Source organism: Clostridium sp. MCC328 (assembly GCF_018785465.1).
Taxonomy (GTDB): Bacteria; Bacillota; Clostridia; order Lachnospirales; family Lachnospiraceae; genus Pilosibacter; species Pilosibacter fragilis.
This window is the reverse complement of the sequence record NZ_WQPW01000008.1, coordinates 21,394-37,587: the sequence shown is the minus strand read 5'-3', so window position 1 is coordinate 37,587 and position 16,194 is coordinate 21,394. Positions and strand designations below refer to the sequence as shown.

Annotated in this window: 14 protein-coding genes and 3 tRNA genes; 3 read left to right on the top strand and 14 right to left on the bottom strand. The window is 47.5% G+C overall.

Going from position 1 to position 16,194, the window contains the following annotated elements; genetic code table 11:
• Positions 1–200: 200 nt before the first annotated feature.
• On the bottom strand, positions 201–2,300 hold the full coding sequence (locus GPK83_RS01300; RefSeq protein ID WP_215703810.1) for an elongation factor G: 2,100 nt from the start codon (positions 2,298–2,300) through the stop codon (positions 201–203).
• 397 nt (positions 2,301–2,697) lie between these two features.
• On the opposite strand from GPK83_RS01300, the gene GPK83_RS01295 reads away from it, so the two are divergent.
• Both GPK83_RS01295 and aroA read left to right on the top strand, forming a co-directional pair.
• A complete protein-coding gene (locus GPK83_RS01295) occupies positions 2,698–3,825 on the top strand; it encodes a prephenate dehydrogenase (RefSeq protein ID WP_345941752.1) in 1,128 nt (375 codons plus the stop codon).
• Positions 3,826–3,962: 137 nt separating this feature from the next.
• Positions 3,963–5,240, top strand: a complete 1,278-nt coding sequence (aroA, locus tag GPK83_RS01290; RefSeq protein WP_215703809.1) for a 3-phosphoshikimate 1-carboxyvinyltransferase — start codon at positions 3,963–3,965, stop codon at positions 5,238–5,240.
• 143 nt (positions 5,241–5,383) lie between these two features.
• Here aroA and GPK83_RS01285 read toward each other — a convergent pair.
• From GPK83_RS01285 to GPK83_RS01275, 3 genes are all read right to left on the bottom strand, one after another.
• Positions 5,384–5,456 (bottom strand) — tRNA-Thr (locus GPK83_RS01285).
• A gap of 37 nt (positions 5,457–5,493) precedes the next feature.
• Positions 5,494–5,565 (bottom strand) — tRNA-Glu (locus tag GPK83_RS01280).
• A 16-nt stretch (positions 5,566–5,581) separates the two neighbouring features.
• Positions 5,582–5,655, bottom strand: a tRNA-Pro gene (locus tag GPK83_RS01275).
• Between the two features lie 448 nt (positions 5,656–6,103).
• Between GPK83_RS01275 and GPK83_RS01270 the strand changes: the two genes are divergently transcribed.
• Positions 6,104–6,355, top strand: a complete 252-nt coding sequence (locus GPK83_RS01270; RefSeq protein WP_215703808.1) for a hypothetical protein — start codon at positions 6,104–6,106, stop codon at positions 6,353–6,355.
• A gap of 234 nt (positions 6,356–6,589) precedes the next feature.
• On the opposite strand, the gene GPK83_RS01265 is transcribed toward GPK83_RS01270, so the two are convergent.
• The 10 genes from GPK83_RS01265 to GPK83_RS01220 all read right to left on the bottom strand — a co-directional run bounded on the left by GPK83_RS01265 (position 6,590) and on the right by GPK83_RS01220 (position 16,189).
• Positions 6,590–6,901 (bottom strand): hypothetical protein, encoded by a 312-nt coding sequence (locus GPK83_RS01265; RefSeq protein ID WP_215703807.1) that lies wholly within the window; start codon positions 6,899–6,901, stop codon positions 6,590–6,592.
• 22 nt (positions 6,902–6,923) lie between these two features.
• Complete coding sequence (locus GPK83_RS17090) at positions 6,924–7,247, bottom strand: metal-sensing transcriptional repressor (protein ID WP_117471811.1); 324 nt, start codon at positions 7,245–7,247, stop codon at positions 6,924–6,926.
• A 247-nt stretch (positions 7,248–7,494) separates the two neighbouring features.
• Positions 7,495–10,020, bottom strand: a complete 2,526-nt coding sequence (locus GPK83_RS01255; RefSeq protein WP_215703806.1) for a heavy metal translocating P-type ATPase — start codon at positions 10,018–10,020, stop codon at positions 7,495–7,497.
• A 209-nt stretch (positions 10,021–10,229) separates the two neighbouring features.
• Positions 10,230–11,090: a hypothetical protein gene (locus GPK83_RS01250; RefSeq protein ID WP_147326524.1), complete on the bottom strand. Its 861-nt coding sequence runs from the start codon at positions 11,088–11,090 to the stop codon at positions 10,230–10,232.
• A gap of 73 nt (positions 11,091–11,163) precedes the next feature.
• Positions 11,164–11,397 (bottom strand): hypothetical protein, encoded by a 234-nt coding sequence (locus tag GPK83_RS01245; RefSeq protein WP_015554280.1) that lies wholly within the window; start codon positions 11,395–11,397, stop codon positions 11,164–11,166.
• 342 nt (positions 11,398–11,739) lie between these two features.
• Complete coding sequence (locus GPK83_RS01240; RefSeq protein ID WP_215703805.1) at positions 11,740–12,918, bottom strand: MalY/PatB family protein; 1,179 nt, start codon at positions 12,916–12,918, stop codon at positions 11,740–11,742.
• 34 nt (positions 12,919–12,952) lie between these two features.
• Positions 12,953–14,104, bottom strand: a complete 1,152-nt coding sequence (locus GPK83_RS01235; RefSeq protein WP_215703804.1) for a PLP-dependent aspartate aminotransferase family protein — start codon at positions 14,102–14,104, stop codon at positions 12,953–12,955.
• A 308-nt stretch (positions 14,105–14,412) separates the two neighbouring features.
• The gene (locus GPK83_RS01230; RefSeq protein WP_215703803.1) at positions 14,413–14,925 is read right to left on the bottom strand and encodes a CarD family transcriptional regulator; all 513 of its coding nucleotides are present in this window, start codon (positions 14,923–14,925) and stop codon (positions 14,413–14,415) included.
• A gap of 70 nt (positions 14,926–14,995) precedes the next feature.
• Positions 14,996–15,235: a hypothetical protein gene (locus GPK83_RS01225; protein WP_117514400.1), complete on the bottom strand. Its 240-nt coding sequence runs from the start codon at positions 15,233–15,235 to the stop codon at positions 14,996–14,998.
• Positions 15,236–15,616: 381 nt separating this feature from the next.
• Complete coding sequence (locus tag GPK83_RS01220) at positions 15,617–16,189, bottom strand: NUDIX hydrolase (protein WP_345941749.1); 573 nt, start codon at positions 16,187–16,189, stop codon at positions 15,617–15,619.
• Positions 16,190–16,194: the final 5 nt, after the last annotated feature.

Sequence of the window (16,194 nt, the reverse complement as noted above, 5' to 3'; positions counted from 1 at the left end):
AAATTTTATCCGATTTGCAGTTTGTTTTTTATCCGGCTGATTTAAAGCTTACCAGTTTATAACTATACCATTTTTCTCTCTTTCTGTCCAGATGGAAGTCAGAGGAAAACTATGGCAGAATTTCGGCAAAAACAGGGACCAGCCATACAGCTGATCCCTGCAGTCATCTTTTATTCAGTTTTCACGAGGATCTTCAAAGCTTACGCCTCTACTTCTCCGCCTGCCGTTCTCGCTTCCACTTCCTTCTTCTGAACATCGCCAGGAGCCTGCTCATAGCGGCTGAATTCGTAGGAGAATACGCCGATACCGCCGGTCATGGAGCGGAGGTCTGTGTTGTAGCCGAACATCTCGGACATCGGAACATCAGCAACGATCTCCTGCTTTCCACCATGGAGAGAATTCATTCCGAGAACACGTCCTCTTCTTCTGTTTAAGTCACCCATAACGTCTCCGGTAAACTTATCCGGAACAACGACTTTTACGGAAGCAATCGGCTCTAAGAGAACCGGGTTAGCATCCATAAAGCCCTTCTTGAAGGCCAGGGTTGCAGCCATCTTGAAGGCCATCTCGGAGGAGTCAACCGGATGGTAGGAGCCATCGAGGAGCGTTGCCTTGATGCCGACTACCGGATAACCGGCTAACGGCCCCTTTGCACAGCATTCCTGTATGCCCTTTTCAACTGCCGGGAAGTAGTTCTTCGGAACTGCGCCGCCGAATACTTTTTCTTCAAAGATATAAGGTGTCTCGAGATCGCCGGACGGCTCGAAGGACATCTTAACGTCACCAAACTGTCCATGTCCACCGGACTGTTTCTTATAACGGCCAGGAGCCTCCACTTTCCTGCGGATCGTCTCGCGGAACGCAAATTTCGGTTTGGAGAGTTCCACATCGACTTTGTAACGGCCGAGAAGCTTGCTGACGGTAACTTCAAGCTGCTGATCACCGATTCCGTAGAGTAAGCTCTGGCGGTTCTCGGTATCGTTCACAACGCGGAGTGTCAGGTCCTCTTCCATCATTCTCGCGAGTGCGCTGGAGATCTTGTCCTCGTCGCCCTTTGTCTTTGCAGCAAAGCGCATGTATGTATACGGGGTGGAGATCTTCGGTTTGTGGTATACGATCGGAGCAGATCTTAAAGCGATCGTATCGCCTGTCTGTGTCACGGAGAGCTTCGCAACGGCACCGATATCGCCGGCCTTCAGCTCCGGAACCTCGATCACGTCCTTACCTCTTAACACATAGACTTTCGCGATCTTCTCTTCTGTGTCCTTATTTACATTGTAGAGAGTGCTGTCCGGTTTTAATGTGCCGGTGCAGACCTTCATCAGGGAATATTTTCCGATAAACGGGTCAACGATGGTCTTGAATACTCTTGCGGAGAGGGAAACCTCATCGTTGTATTTTGCGGTAAAGTGCTCGCCGTTTGATACGTCAACGCCGACACACTCGCCCTTATCCGGTGACGGGAAGTAGCGGTCGATAGCATTTAATAATGCGTTGAAGCCCTGGCAATTGATGCCGGAACCCATCATGACCGGAACAATAGAACCGTCGCATACGTGGGTCTGTACTGCGGTGTAAATCTCATCCTGTGTAAACTCTTCGCCGGAGAAGTAACGCTCCATGTACTCTTCGCTTGTCTCGGCAACAGCTTCGATCAGGGCGTCGCGGATAATTCCGAGGTTCTTCTTTGTGTACTCCGGGATCTCGCAGTCCTCATAGTCGGACAGGTTTGTGAAGCGGCGGCCCTGCATCTTAACTGCGTTTACGAAGCCAACGAACTTCTCGTTCTCACGGATCGGTACCTGGAACGGAGCAATCTTTCTTCCGAACTTCTTCTCAAGTTTTAAGATCAGTTCACGGAAGGACGCGTGGTCATCATCCATGTTTGTTACAAATATGATTCTCGGGAGTTTATATTCTTCACACAGATCCCATGCTTTTTCTGTACCAACTTCAATTCCTGCCTTACAGTTTACGACGATGATCGCTGCGTCAGCGGCGCTGACTGCCTCTTCCACCTCGCCTACGAAGTCGAAATAGCCCGGAGTGTCAAGAAGGTTGATCTTGATCTTTCCCTCGGCACCTTCGTACTCGATCGGAACCATCGTAGTGGTGATCGAGAACTGTCTCTTGATCTCTTCTTTGTCGTAGTCACTGATCGTATTGCCGTCAGCAACTTTGCCCATTCTCTTTGTAACGCCGGTCAGATAAGCCAGTGCCTCGGCTACCGTCGTCTTACCGGCGCCGCCGTGGCCTAAAAGTACAACATTTCGGATCTGTTTTGTTCCATAAATATCCATATGAATCCCTCCCGTATATGTTTTTTTGCCATTTTTCAAAAGACTTCCGCAAATTACGGAGTTCAGATGTTTTGGCTATACTGCTTATTGCCTATGGTCATATTTTACCAAAACTTTTCGAATTTTTCAAGCTAAATATCGAAATTGCACAAAATATTTTCTGTCATTTTTCGATTGTGGTGGAAAATATGGGCGTTTCAAACGAAAATCTATTAAAAATTGACATCCGCATTCTATTTTGTAAATTTTTCTGGCTGACACAGATCTTTCTTCTTCTCTTTTCTCTGTTTTGTAGGCAGACATGCGACGCACACCCACAGATATGCAGATCCTGGCAATGTTTGATTTATCGCTTTAAAGTATTGATTTTTCTTGTTGACATTCATATCCCTGTGTTATAAAATCGAAGGGACAAAGGAGGAGCTGTACAATGTCTGATTCTACATTTGGTTTTATCGGCCTTGGCCTGATCGGCGGATCCATCGCCAGAGGCCTTCGCCGTGCGAATAAAGATATTACAATCATGGCGTACATGCGGACCCGCTCAAAGCTTGAGCAGGCAAAAGCGGACGGGACCATCGATATTATCCTTGACGGGATCGATGAGACGCTCTCCGCATGTGACGTTATTTTTCTCTGCACCCCTGTAGAATACAACGCGGTATACCTCGAAAAGGTACGCCCGTTTCTGAAACCTGGTGCACTGATCACTGATATCGGAAGCACGAAGACAGACATCCATCAGGCGGTGGAACGTCTGGGTTACGAGGATGTGTTTGTCGGCGGCCATCCGATGGCGGGTTCTGAAAAGACCGGCTATGAGAGCTCTACGGACCATCTTCTGGAGAATGCCTACTACATTATTACACCTACAAAAAAATCCACACCGGAGCAGATCGACCGGATCCGTCAGGTTGCCCTGGGCATCGGTGCTCTTCCCATCGTTCTCGACTACCATGAGCATGATTTTTCCGTCGCGGCCATCAGCCATCTGCCGCACCTTGTGGCATCCAGCCTCGTTAATCTTGTCCATGACAACGATTCAAAGGATGAGATCATGAAGCGGCTGGCCGCGGGAGGTTTTAAGGATATCACGCGTATCGCCTCCTCCTCCCCTGTCATGTGGGAGCAGATCTGCATGACGAACACAGAAAATATTCTGGTACTCTTAAAGCGGTATATCACTTCCCTGGAATCCATTTGCGACACGCTGGAAAACCATAACGGTGACGCGATCTACAAGATGTTCGAGGAATCAGGCAAATACCGTTCCACATTCCCGAACCGCGGACAGGGTCCCATCGAGCGGGATTACTCCTTCTGTGTGGATGTTTTGGATGAGCCGGGATCTATTTCTGTCCTCTCTGCGATCCTTGCCGCGAAGGGAATCAGTGTTAAGAATATAGGTATCAATCACAGCCGTGAGGAAGGTGAAGGGGCGCTCCGGATTTCTTTCTATAAGGAGGATAAGAAGAATGAGGCAGCGGAGCTTTTGCGAAGCCATAACTATGTGCTGACAAAGTAAGACTTATAGTTTCATTCAGGTATGCGCCAGCATATTCCGATACCGCATGACCGCCTGTTATACGCGGACTGCTACGTCAAAATGCATACCGGGTTTTTATCAGATCGTATTAAACGCAAATTACGAGGAATTTATATATGAAATTACATAAAGCAGACCATGTCCGGGGTGAGATCACGGTCCCGGGCGATAAATCCATCTCCCACCGCAGTGTCATGTTCGGATCCATTGCGAAGGGAACTACAGAGATCCATAACTTTCTGGAGGGCGCTGACTGCCTCTCCACCATCGGCTGTTTCCGCCGCATGGGAATCGATATCGAAAATAAGAATGGTGTTGTCACTATCCACGGAAAGGGCATGCACGGACTGGCTGCCCCTGCCGAGCCCCTGGACTGTGGAAACTCCGGAACCACCACAAGACTCATCTCCGGTATTCTCGCGCCGCAGAATTTCGACGTGACGCTGACCGGTGACGAATCCATCCAGAAACGTCCGATGAAGCGCATTATCGAGCCGTTATCCATGATGGGAGCTGATATCAAGAGTGTCCGCGGAAATGACTGTGCGCCGCTCAGGATCTGTGGAAAACCGCTTGCGGGGATCCATTACACTTCCAAAGTCGCATCTGCCCAGGTAAAATCTTCGATCCTGCTGGCCGGACTCTACGCAGACGGGCTCACAAGTATCACGGAGCCGCAGGTTTCCAGAAATCATACGGAACTGATGCTGAAGTTTTTCGGCGCAGAGCTGGAATCAAAGGGAACTACCGTTACGATCTGGCCGGCAACAGAGCTTTTTGGAAACCGGATCGATGTGCCGGGAGATATCTCCTCTTCCGTCTATTTTGTGGCAGCAGGCCTGATTCTGCCAAATTCCGAAGTTCTTATTAAGAATGTAGGCATCAACCCGACAAGAGCCGGACTCATCAAGGTCTGTGAGGCTATGGGCGCTGATCTCACCCTGTTAAACGAGGATCACGAGAACGCAGAGCCGACAGCCGACCTTCTGGTCCGCACAAGTTCCTTAAGGGGCTGCGTCATCGAGGGCGATATCATCCCGACTCTCATCGACGAGCTTCCGACCATCGCCATGATGGCATGTTTCGCCGAGGGGACCACGGTCATCCGCGATGCCGCTGAGTTAAAAGTCAAAGAATCCAACCGTATCGCCATCATGGTCGAAAACCTGCGCGCCATGGGCGCCGATGTGGAGGAGACTGAGGATGGCATGATCATCCACGGCGGAAAACCGCTCCACGGTGCCGTCGTCGACAGTCACAAGGATCACCGCATCGCCATGACCTTCGCCGTAGCTGCTCTCGCTGCGGACGGGGAGACTGAGATCATTGATGCGGACTGCGTGGATATCTCTTATCCGGCGTTTTATGAGGAGTTGGAAAAACTTACAAAATAGTAAAAAGACCCGAATCTATCTGGTACTTCTCCAGAGATGGATTCGGGTTCTTTTTATAAAAGCACAAAAGCCGTCCATTCCAAACAGCTTTCATCTTCACACAGAACAACAAAAACCCTTGATTCACAAGGGTTTCATCAGTAAGCTCCCGGCCGGACTCGAACCGGCGACCTACGCATTACGAATGCGTTGCTCTACCAACTGAGCCACGGAAGCACCTTTAAAAAATGCTGCTGCATAACGCAACAGCAAGTGACCTGTCCGGGAATCGAACCCGGGTTTACGCCGTGAGAGGGCGTCGTCTTGACCGCTTGACCAACAGGCCTTAGTATTTAAGTAAGTCGAGGCGACAAGATTCGAACTTGCGACCTCTGCGTCCCGAACGCAGCGCTCTACCAAACTGAGCCACGCCTCGTCTCGATTACGTACGTAAGTATAATATAGATTTGCGGAAATGTCAACAGCTTTTTTTGATTTTTTTCTATTTTTTGCATTTTATCTACATTATCTACATTTTCTACTCTTCTTCCCATTTTTAATCCGTCACACATGCCTGACGGATCAAATTTTTGAAAAGAAATTAACAGAAAAGTTTTCTTTTTAAACAGAATAGTGTTATAATATCCGAAAGAGAACTCATCGCATCTGCTTATCTCAGTCATGAGGTCCCACTTCTATAAGCGCCGGATCATAACAGCCTTTCCGAGTGGGAATATCATCTCCATCTGGGAGAAGCACTCTGCGAAGATATGCTGTGATCCTGAAAAGAATTTGTCAGCCTGTACTGACCATGATCACACATCAGAGTTCATGTGCGTTCAACTTAAATTTTCCGTAATTTTATATCCAGAGGGGGCGTTTTTATGAAAGCAATCAGAATCCTTCTTTCCATTGCCATGCTGATCGTTGCCGGTCTCGGCGCTTTCAATGTAATTCCGTTGCGAACTGCGTACTTCACACTGATCATTCTTGTGGCGATCACTGTGAGTATCCGGATCATCCACCGGATCGCCGGCAACGGCGCCCCAAATACCATCATCCGGATCATCAGCGAGATCATCGCGTCCCTCTGTATCCTCGGCTTCGCATTCTTTACTTACCGCACGATCGGATAGATTTACGAGATATAATCGCAGGCTGGAAAATCAAAATCCATGCCTGCGATTGTTCTATATAAGATCACTTTTTCCTATATCTAACATTATATCCATTAATCCTTTTAAAATGCGCCCTTCGCATCTGATGAAAAAAATTTATCCCATCTACACAAATGTTTTTCGCTCTTTCTAAAACATATCTTACTGCAATAGAAAATCGTCCTCTGCTTTTATAGCAGGGATGCTTTTCTATTACCAGTCATCTATTTTTCTAGCGAGTCCTGTTGGTATGAACCACCACATAACTAATAAAATTATCAGTATTACATCCACTACCTTCCCTAAAAATTGCAAAGGAATCATAGCAAATCCTATAATAGGTAACGTTAATACCTGGATTATATATTGTACTAATTCCCCCAATGAGAAGGAGCCAAAAAACTTCGGCGGCGGATCGTCATAAGGGAATTTTTCACGAAAATCATAAGGATAGAGTAAATGTTTTATATACAATACAACTGCGGTAATTATAACACATTCCGGGTAAAGCTTTATATATTTCAAATTTCATTGTTACCTCCCATCTCTACATCATCTTCTTGATCGTCTCGCAGAGTTCCGCCACCGCGGTCTCCTCGTTTCCGTTCTTGATATCCTCCACCACGCAGGTTTTGATGTGGTTGGACAAGAGAACTTTGCAGAAGCCGTTTAAGGCAGACTGGACGGCAGATACCTGAACCAGGATATCCGGGCAGTAGCGTTCGTCCTGAACCATAGCTTTGATGCCGCGGACCTGCCCCTCAATGCGGTTTAAGCGGGTCAGAAGATCTTTCTCTTCCTTTTCTGTTCTATGCTTGTGGCGGCAGTGACAGACAGCGTCATCGGACGGTGTTTCTGTTTCGGCAGTCACCGTATTTGCTGTTGCTTCTGCTCCTGTTACCCCTGTTATCTCCATATTTACATTTACTGTCTCCGCTTCTCCGGCACAGCAACATGATTTTTTCTCCATGCACAACCTCCCCAATTTTACGTTCTTACGATATCATGTTTTCTTCTCTGATCTGCCTCACAGGCATTTGCCTATATAGCAGGAAAGCCACCCCAGGAATCTTTCATCCCGGGGCAGCTGATATTCAATCATTTTTTGCAGTCAACTCTCAACCGATCACCTTGTAATCCTTATCCTCGATGGCTTTTTTAAGCACTTCGGTCGGAACATCTTTTGTGAGTGTCACCGTTGCGGTTCCTTTTACGTGATCTGCCTCTGCAACGGATACGCCGTCAATGGCCTCAAGTGCTTTTTTTACAGCTGCCTCGCAGTGCGGACACATCATACCTTCAACTTTTAATGTCTTTTCCATCGTTTTACTCTCCTTTTCCTCTTTATGAGTTTTTGTTTTTATCTTTTTGTCCCTGTCGGAACGCCGGATATCAAAGAAATTTAAGCGCAGGGCGTTGGATACAACGCAGAAGCTGGATAAGCTCATGACTGCGGCACCAAACATCGGATTCAGTTTCCATCCGAATACCGGGATCCAGAGTCCTATGGCAAGCGGGATCCCGATCACATTGTAGAAAAATGCCCAAAACAGGTTCTCATGGATATTTGTAAGCGTCGCACGGCTTAGGCGGATCGCTGCCGGGACATCGGATAAGCGGCTCTTCATGAGGACAACGTCCGCCGCATCGATGGCGACGTCGGTTCCGGCTCCGATCGCGATTCCCATATCGGCTCTTGTGAGGGCCGGAGCATCATTGATCCCGTCGCCGACCATGGCAACCTTTCCTTTTTCCTTGAGCTTTCTGATCACACTCTCCTTACCGTCCGGGAGGACTCCGGCAATGACCTCGTCGACGCCTGCCTCTTTTCCGACGGCCTTTGCGGTGCGCTCGTTATCGCCGGTCAGCATGACTACATGGATTCCCATGTTCTGGAGCTCCCGGATTGCCTGTGGACTGTCTTCCTTAATCATATCCGCAACAGCGATGATGCCCACAAGCTTCTCATTCTTCGCAAAGAATAATGGAGTCTTTCCGCTCTCCGCGAGAGCTTCGGATTTCTTCTTCATATCTTCCGGAACAGCCACATGAGTTCCGATAAACTTCATGTTTCCGCCGTAGATCGTATTTCCATTTAATTTCGCAGAAAGTCCGTTTCCGGGAAGTGCCGCAAAATCTGTCACATCAGCTGCGGAAAGCCCCATTTCCTCACCCTTTAAGAGGACTGCCTTCGCCAGCGGATGCTCGCTCTTCTTCTCGAGAGCGTATGCCATGGAAAGAAGTTCTGACTCGCTCACTCCCTTTTCCGGAACGAGATCTGTCACGCGGGGTTCCCCGCTTGTGATGGTCCCCGTCTTATCTAAGGCAACGATCTCTACTTTTCCCGTTTCTTCCAGCGAAACTGCTGTCTTAAAAAGGATTCCGTTCTTCGCTCCCATTCCGTTTCCCACCATGATGGCTACCGGCGTTGCAAGTCCTAATGCACACGGGCAGCTGATGACGAGAACGGAGATCCCTCGGGCTAAGGCGAAGGCCATGGTCTCGCCTGCGAGGAGCCAGCCGATGGTCGTGATGATCGCGATCGTGATCACGGCAGGTACAAATACGCCGGATACCTTATCGGCGATCTTCGCGATGGGCGCTTTTGTTGCCGCCGCATCGCTGACCATTTTTATGATCTGGGAGAGTGTGGTATCCTCTCCGACTCTCGATGCCTCGCAGCGGATAAAGCCGGACTGATTTAATGTCGCAGCCGAGACAGGGTCACCTGCCTCCTTATCCACCGGAATACTCTCCCCGGTGAGAGCAGATTCATTTACTGCGCTGTTTCCCTCTAAGACGATACCATCCACGGGTATATTTTCACCCGGACGGACCACGAAAATATCGCCTTTTTTAACCTGGGCGATCGGAACCGTAGTCTCAACACCGTCCTTTTCGATCACGGCGGTCTTCGGGGCCAGCTTCATTAAACCTTTTAAGGCATCTGTGGTGCGTCCCTTTGATCTCGCTTCCAGCATTTTCCCGACGGTGATAAGGGTTAAGATCATCGCCGCGGACTCAAAGTAGAACTCGTGCATATAGCTCATGACTGCATCCGCGTTCCCTTTTACCTGAGCATCTGTCATCATAAATAAGGCATAGGTGCTCCAGGCAAAGGAGGCACTGGAGCCCAGTGCTACCAGAGTATCCATATTCGGAGAACCGTGGAGCAGGCCCTTAAAGCCACTGATAAAGAATTTCTGGTTGATCACCATGACGATCACGGTGAGAAGGAGCTGCAAAAGCCCCATCGCCACATGGTTTCCGTTGAAGAAAGCCGGAAGCGGCCAGTTCCACATCATGTGTCCCATGGAGAAATACATGAGGACTAAGAGGAAGCCGATGGAGGAAATGAGTCTCTTCTTTAAGGCCGGGGTTTCATGGTCTTCCAGGGCAGATTCATCATAGAGAGTGACGTTTCCGGATATGTCTGCTTTTTCCACTCCTTTTACGGACGCGCCGTAACCGGCAGCCTGAACTGCCTCAATAATTTCTGAGGAAGAAGCTGTACCTTCGACACCCATCGAGTTCGTGAGCAGGCTCACGGAACAGGAGATAACGCCCGGCACTTTGGAAACTGCCTTCTCCACGCGGGTCTGGCAGGCAGCACAGCTCATTCCTGTTATTGTATACTGTTCCATCTTTGTCGTTCCTTTCTATTTTCATATACCCATACTGGGTATACGTAAATAATAGCACGAATTCAAAAAATGTCAAGAACCGTATTTGAGATTTTTTCTTTATAAATGGACTGCGATTAAGAAGTCATGGCTGCATAACGGCTTTATACGATGTAAAGCCTTCCCTCTGATACCATCTTTTTCGCGGTATCGTGCCGGTGTAAATTTTCTTACTTGCCGGTCGTTCCAATGTAATTGATTCCTTCTCCATCCAGTACATCACTGCCGATAAATTTCTTTTCTTCCGGATTGAAAACAAAATCAGACACTTTATATCTGGCAGTCCGTACATCCCGAAGCACTATATGCATTTTTTCCTGTTCGTCCTCCCAGATATCCGCCTCCGGTATACCTAACTGGATCATTTCATCTAAAAATACATAGGAATCCTCTCCGGAAACTGCCTGTATCAGAAATCGACAGCTGTCATCCATAGTCAGTTCTCCATCTATGAGCATATCTTCCTGCACATAGATCTGAAGTTCCCATTGTGAGTCTTCGTGCACAAAAGGGCAGGAAGAATAGATCGCCATTCCTTGTAAATTTCCTTGCGCATTCCCGATTTTCCGCGGTTCTTTCGCTGTTTCTGTCAATTTTTCTTCCATCCCCTGTTTCAGACACCCGGAAATTTTGAAGGTAATTGAATCAATTTGAAGATTGGTTTTCTGATGACGTGAAATAGAAAGTCCAAGCGTATACATGTCCGTGCTGCCATCATCTTTTACACATTGAAATACCATCTCACCATTTCCATCCTCCAATGCAATTATATGAAATTCTGAAATATTTTCCGCAATGTTATGATAATCGCTTACAAAAGTTTCTGGTTCCGACACGATTGACCATTCTCTGCTTTTGTTATCATTATGAAGTTCCAGCAGCAGAGAACCTCCATCAACAGTTTTCGCCGACCACTGATCTCCATCGACAGTAAATGATACTGGTTTATAGGGTCTGTTTAAAAACATGACCAGCGCACCAACTGATGCGCATAGCACAGCAGTTAAAAGGATCATCGTTTTCTTTTTCATACCAATCTCACTCCTTATTAACATGATAACGACATACTCGCAGAAAATCATAACCATCGACGGAATACCATCTCTACTGCTTATCTCTCCGGAATAACTCAACCATCATGATCACAATCCCCAGAACAACGAAAAGGATCGCCATGCCAAACACTTCCGACAGCCCCATTTCCGCCACCGTAGTCATAAATCTCCCCGGTGGAGTTGTCCATCCGGACGTCAGATTACTTCCCGCAACAAACAGCACCGCCATCGCCCAGATACTTCCGATCAAAGATAAAAAGCCACCGATCAGCACTCTCTTCATTCCGCATTCCTCCTCACTGAAAATCTGTTACCACTCACACTTTTTTCATCCTGTTACATTTCCAATTTCTTTCTATCCTTCTCCTGCCTAAACATTCCATATTTTCTGGAATCCACATGTTTTCTGCCAATTTTATTATAGCATACGGTTCTTTTTAATGGAGGATTCTAATGAAATCGTACATGTTTCGTAAGGATTCCGTAACTTCCCATTCATCGTGCAGGAAGCTGCAAAAAAGTCTCCGGAACAGATCAAAAAATTTTCCAATCTGTCCCAGAGACTTTTTATCCTGTCACAATCCATATTCTGCGATCCCGGTCTTCCTATGAGACCAAAAATGCGCTATTTCAGTATTCCTTCTATTCTTTTCATGCACTCCTCAATCGTCTTCCTCGGTGCCGCCACATTGATCCTCTGGAATCCGGTTCCTGTCTTTCCGAAGATCTTTCCGCTGTCCAGCCACAGCTTCGCGTCGTAGATGATCCGACGGTCCAGCTCATCGGCATCGATTCCGGTCCCTCTGAAATCCAGCCACAAGAGGTAGGTCCCCTCGCCGTCAATGACGTTCACTCCCGGCATGTTGTCCTTCACATATTTCTTTACATAGGCGATATTTTCCCAGACATATTTGAGCATGTTCTCATACCATTCATCGCCCTTCTCATACGCCGTCTGTGTCGCCACAAGTCCCAGTACGCCCAGCTGGCTGATTCCCTCGGCATCGACCTGATGCTGAAATTTTTGTCTCAGCTCCTTATTCGGGACAAATATATTCGAGATCATCATGCTGGCCAGGTTGAAGGTTTTGCTCGGAGACGTGCAGACCACGCAGATGTCCTCGAACTCCTTCTTGATGGACGCAAACACCGTATGTTCACCCCGGAACACAAAATCGTTGTGAATCTCATCGCTGACCACCGTGACGCCGTGCTTCACACAGATATCTCCCATTGCAGCCAGTTCTTCCTTCGTAAACACTCTTCCTGACGGGTTGTGGGGATTGCAGAGAAGGAACAGCTTCACATCATGTTCCACGATCTGCTTTTCAAAATCAGCCAGGTCGATATGATACCGGTTATCGTCCCCCAGGATCAGGTCATTGCTGACGATCACACGGTCATTGTCCCGGATCACCTCGGAAAATGGATAGTAGACCGGCTGCTGGATCAGTATGCTGTCACCGGCCTTTGTGAACGCCTTTACCGCCATTGCCAGGGCAAATACCACGCCCGGAGTCTTGATCAGCCAGTCCTCTTTGATCTTCCAGTGATGATGCCGTTCCATCCATCCTGCCACCGCGTTAAAATATACTTCCTGGGTATCGCTGTAACCAAAGATCCCATGCTTCGCCCGTTCAATCAGCGCGTCCTCCACATAGGAAGAGGTTTTGAAATCCATGTCTGCCACCCAGAGCGGGAGGACGTCCGCCGGCTTTCCTCTCCTCTTTGCAAAGTCATATTTCAAGCAGTCTGTTCCGCGCCGCTCGACGATCTCATCAAAATTCAAATTTCTCTCTGCCATGCCGAAATCCTCTCCTCTTTTCGCGTTTCTGATCCTATTTCAATCCCTTAAATACTTCCGCTAACTCCGCGAGAAGGTCCTCGATATCCTCGATTCCCACGGATACCCGGAGCGTGCACGGCGTGATTCCATTTTTCAGCCGTACTTCCTCCGGCACATCCGCATGGGTCTGGGTCGTCGGGTAGGTAATCAGTGTCTCCACGCCGCCGAGGCTCTCCGCAAATTTGATCATTCTGACACTCTCGAGGATCTGCAGCGCATGTGCCTCTGTGTCCACATCGAAGGTCAGCATCGCGCCGAATCCTCTTGTCTGCTTTTTCATGATCTCATATCCCGGGTGTTCCTGAAGTCCCGGATAATATACATGTTTTACAACCGGCTGTTCCTTCAGCCAGTTCGCGATCTTGATGGCATTCTCCTGGGACCGCTCCATGCGGATTCCGAGAGTCTTGATGCCTCTTAAGATCAGCCAGCAGTCGAACGGTGCGAGCCCGGCTCCGGTCGTCTTTATGATAAACCGAAGTTTTTCCTGAACTTCTTCGTTGTTTGTCACGATAAATCCGGCTAAGGTATCGTTGTGTCCGCCCAGGAACTTCGTTCCGCTGTGGATCACGATATCCGCGCCGAGTTTTAACGGATTCTGAAAATATGGGGACAGGAATGTGTTGTCGACGATCAGGTAGAGTCCGTGTCTTTTTGCGATCTCCGCGATCTTGGAAATATCAGATACGTTCATCATCGGGTTCGTCGGCGTCTCAATGTAGACCGCCTTCGTGTTCTCCTTTATGGCACCTTCGATGTCATCCCTGGAACAGTTTAAGTATGTAAACTCATATCCATTCTTTTTCGAGACATTGTCAAACAGACGGACACTTCCGCCGTAGAGATCTGCCTCAGCGATAATATGGTCACCCGGCTTGAAGATTTCCATAAGCAGTGTGATCGCCGCCATTCCGCTCGAAAGGGCGAAAGCATCGATGCCGCCCTCCAGGCTTGCAACCACCTTCTCAAGCTGCTCTCTTGTCGGATTCTGAAGTCTGCTGTAATCGTATCCGGTGCTTTTTCCGACACCTGCATGGGCGTAAGTCGCTGTCTGATAGATCGGGTAGCTCAGTGCTCCGTAATTATCTGTTTTTCCTTCTGTTTCCTCTAAGTGTAAACATCGTGTATTAATCCCTCTCTCCATATCTTTTCACTCCTGTCTTGTTTTCTCTTGTAAATAGAGAGTTCATATTCCTACTATCCCCATAGGATATTTGATAATAATCTACCACCGGACGGCAGTTCTGTATAATCTTTCTATTTTATGGTTACATATAGGGAAAACCTATAACTAGTCAATAAAAAGAAACACCAATCCGGGGCATAGAACCGAATTATTTTCTAAAAAAGGTGGGAGTCTTCTCGGCTGAAATAAAAAACGAGCAGCAAAACCGGATTTATACCAGTCTGCTACTCGTTCATCAACAATGATATTTTCTGTTTTCTGAAAAATCAAACAGAATTTTGTCCAATATGCTCAACGATCGTGTCGACGATCTCCTGCTTCGGCTTCCCGATGGCTGTTCCCAGTTCCTCATACAAGAGCTTTTCCGCGATCTGGAAATATTTCGTATCCGTCGCTGTGCATTTCTTTCCCTGCGCGAGTCGCTGCTGCTTCCGCTGGTAGATCATCTTTATGATCACAACCAACGCCTTCGGGTCATTCGCCCTGATCGCCTCTTTATACTTCTGCTCCCGCATCTTCTCGTTCTCCGTCCATGGCGTCGAAATTTCTGGGATCTTTTCGATCAATTTCCACGCATTCTCTTCTGTCAGGCATGGTCTCAAAGCAGAGTCCGAATTCGACACAGGCACATATATCGTTTCCTTTTCATCCTCCACCGGATGCATCCGATAATACAATTTATTGTCCTTCTTCCCCTGCGCATCCAGATACAAAATATCCTCTATCCTGCACACTCCTGTGACCGGCTTGCTGACAAAATCTCCAATCTCATATCTCATGAAATCATCCCCTTGCTGAACACTGACTTCAGGTTTCACACATCTGATCTCTGCCTCTAAAACCGCCGGATCAGCTCAGATAGTCTCCCACCGGAGATGTATTGTACTGCTTTTTGATCTCGATCACAATCGCTCCATCTTCATTCGTCTTTTCGGATAAAATTTTATATTTTGTCCCGCTTCTGTCCAACTGTACCTTATACTTTTCATATTCCTGACAGATCATCTTCTTCGCATATTCACTCGTATCACCGTCATGATTTGAAAAACACACTGTCTGGGTAATGCAGGCTGCCTTGATTCTTTTCATTGTAAATACCTCTCATCTCTATTCTACATTTCGTGATCATCGAAATACAGAAATATATTTTGTGCTATATTTATTATAACAATTTTAGAGATTACATTCAAAAGGCATTTTTTACAATCTTTTACCGGCATTCTATTGGTACTTTTCACTATACCACATGAATTTCCCCAAGTGTATTCCGCTTAAACCGTAATCTCAACCTGATTTCCCTCTACCACGACAACGCAGCTCTCATTCCTGTGCACTCAGCATTTTTTTCAAGATCATTATCATATTTTTTCATAGCATCTGCAGTCATATTACCTGCTCTCCCTATATCTCTTTCAAAATTTCTTTATGCATCCCTTTATACGATCGACCGACTTTCCATTTAGTTTCCGTTTATCTCCAGGACTTCGTCTTCTCGACAAGCTTCGCATACACCCGCTCCACAAACCACGGCTCCGTAGATTTCTTTAACGCCTCCTCCGGCGTAAACCAAGCGACCCCACTGTTCTCATCCGCCTTCACAGACACCTGTTCCTCAGAATCCGCTTCCAGAAGATACGTCACATTCAGATGCAGATGACTGGACACATACCGTCCTTTTTTCACATGTCCGTCGACGGTGAGTGATTCCAGCGAAAAAATCTCCTCCGACACTGGCCGCACATCGGAAATTCCTGCTTCTTCCTTCACCTCCCGGATTGCAACCGCCAGAAGATCTGTCTCCCCATCCGCATGCCCGCCAAGCCATGACCAGGAATGATAAATATTGTGATACACCATAAGGACTTTACTTCTGTCCTTATCCACCACCCAGGCCGAAGCCGTCATGTGCGCCACCACATTATCCCGAAGGAACGCGTCATCATTCTTCTCGATCCAGTTTAGGATCAAAGCCTTATCCGCCTCTTCCTGCTCATTATAAGGAACATACCTTCTGATCTGACTTACCAGTTTCTGCCGATTCATCGCAT

Bases quoted from the DNA above. Each gene is read 5' to 3' on its own strand.
- aroA (WP_215703809.1), top strand. From the start codon at position 3,963: ATGAAATTACATAAAGCAGACCATGTCCGGGGTGAGATCACGGTCCCG.
- GPK83_RS01240 (WP_215703805.1), bottom strand. From the start codon at position 12,918: ATGGCAGAGAGAAATTTGAATTTTGATGAGATCGTCGAGCGGCGCGGA.
- GPK83_RS01225 (WP_117514400.1), bottom strand. From the start codon at position 15,235: ATGAAAAGAATCAAGGCAGCCTGCATTACCCAGACAGTGTGTTTTTCA.
- GPK83_RS01230 (WP_215703803.1), bottom strand. From the start codon at position 14,925: ATGAGATATGAGATTGGAGATTTTGTCAGCAAGCCGGTCACAGGAGTG.
- GPK83_RS01235 (WP_215703804.1), bottom strand. From the start codon at position 14,104: ATGGAGAGAGGGATTAATACACGATGTTTACACTTAGAGGAAACAGAA.
- GPK83_RS01245 (WP_015554280.1), bottom strand. From the start codon at position 11,397: ATGAAGAGAGTGCTGATCGGTGGCTTTTTATCTTTGATCGGAAGTATC.
- GPK83_RS01255 (WP_215703806.1), bottom strand. From the start codon at position 10,020: ATGGAACAGTATACAATAACAGGAATGAGCTGTGCTGCCTGCCAGACC.
- GPK83_RS01270 (WP_215703808.1), top strand. From the start codon at position 6,104: ATGAAAGCAATCAGAATCCTTCTTTCCATTGCCATGCTGATCGTTGCC.
- GPK83_RS01220 (WP_345941749.1), bottom strand. From the start codon at position 16,189: ATGAATCGGCAGAAACTGGTAAGTCAGATCAGAAGGTATGTTCCTTAT.
- GPK83_RS01250 (WP_147326524.1), bottom strand. From the start codon at position 11,090: ATGAAAAAGAAAACGATGATCCTTTTAACTGCTGTGCTATGCGCATCA.
- GPK83_RS01300 (WP_215703810.1), bottom strand. From the start codon at position 2,300: ATGGATATTTATGGAACAAAACAGATCCGAAATGTTGTACTTTTAGGC.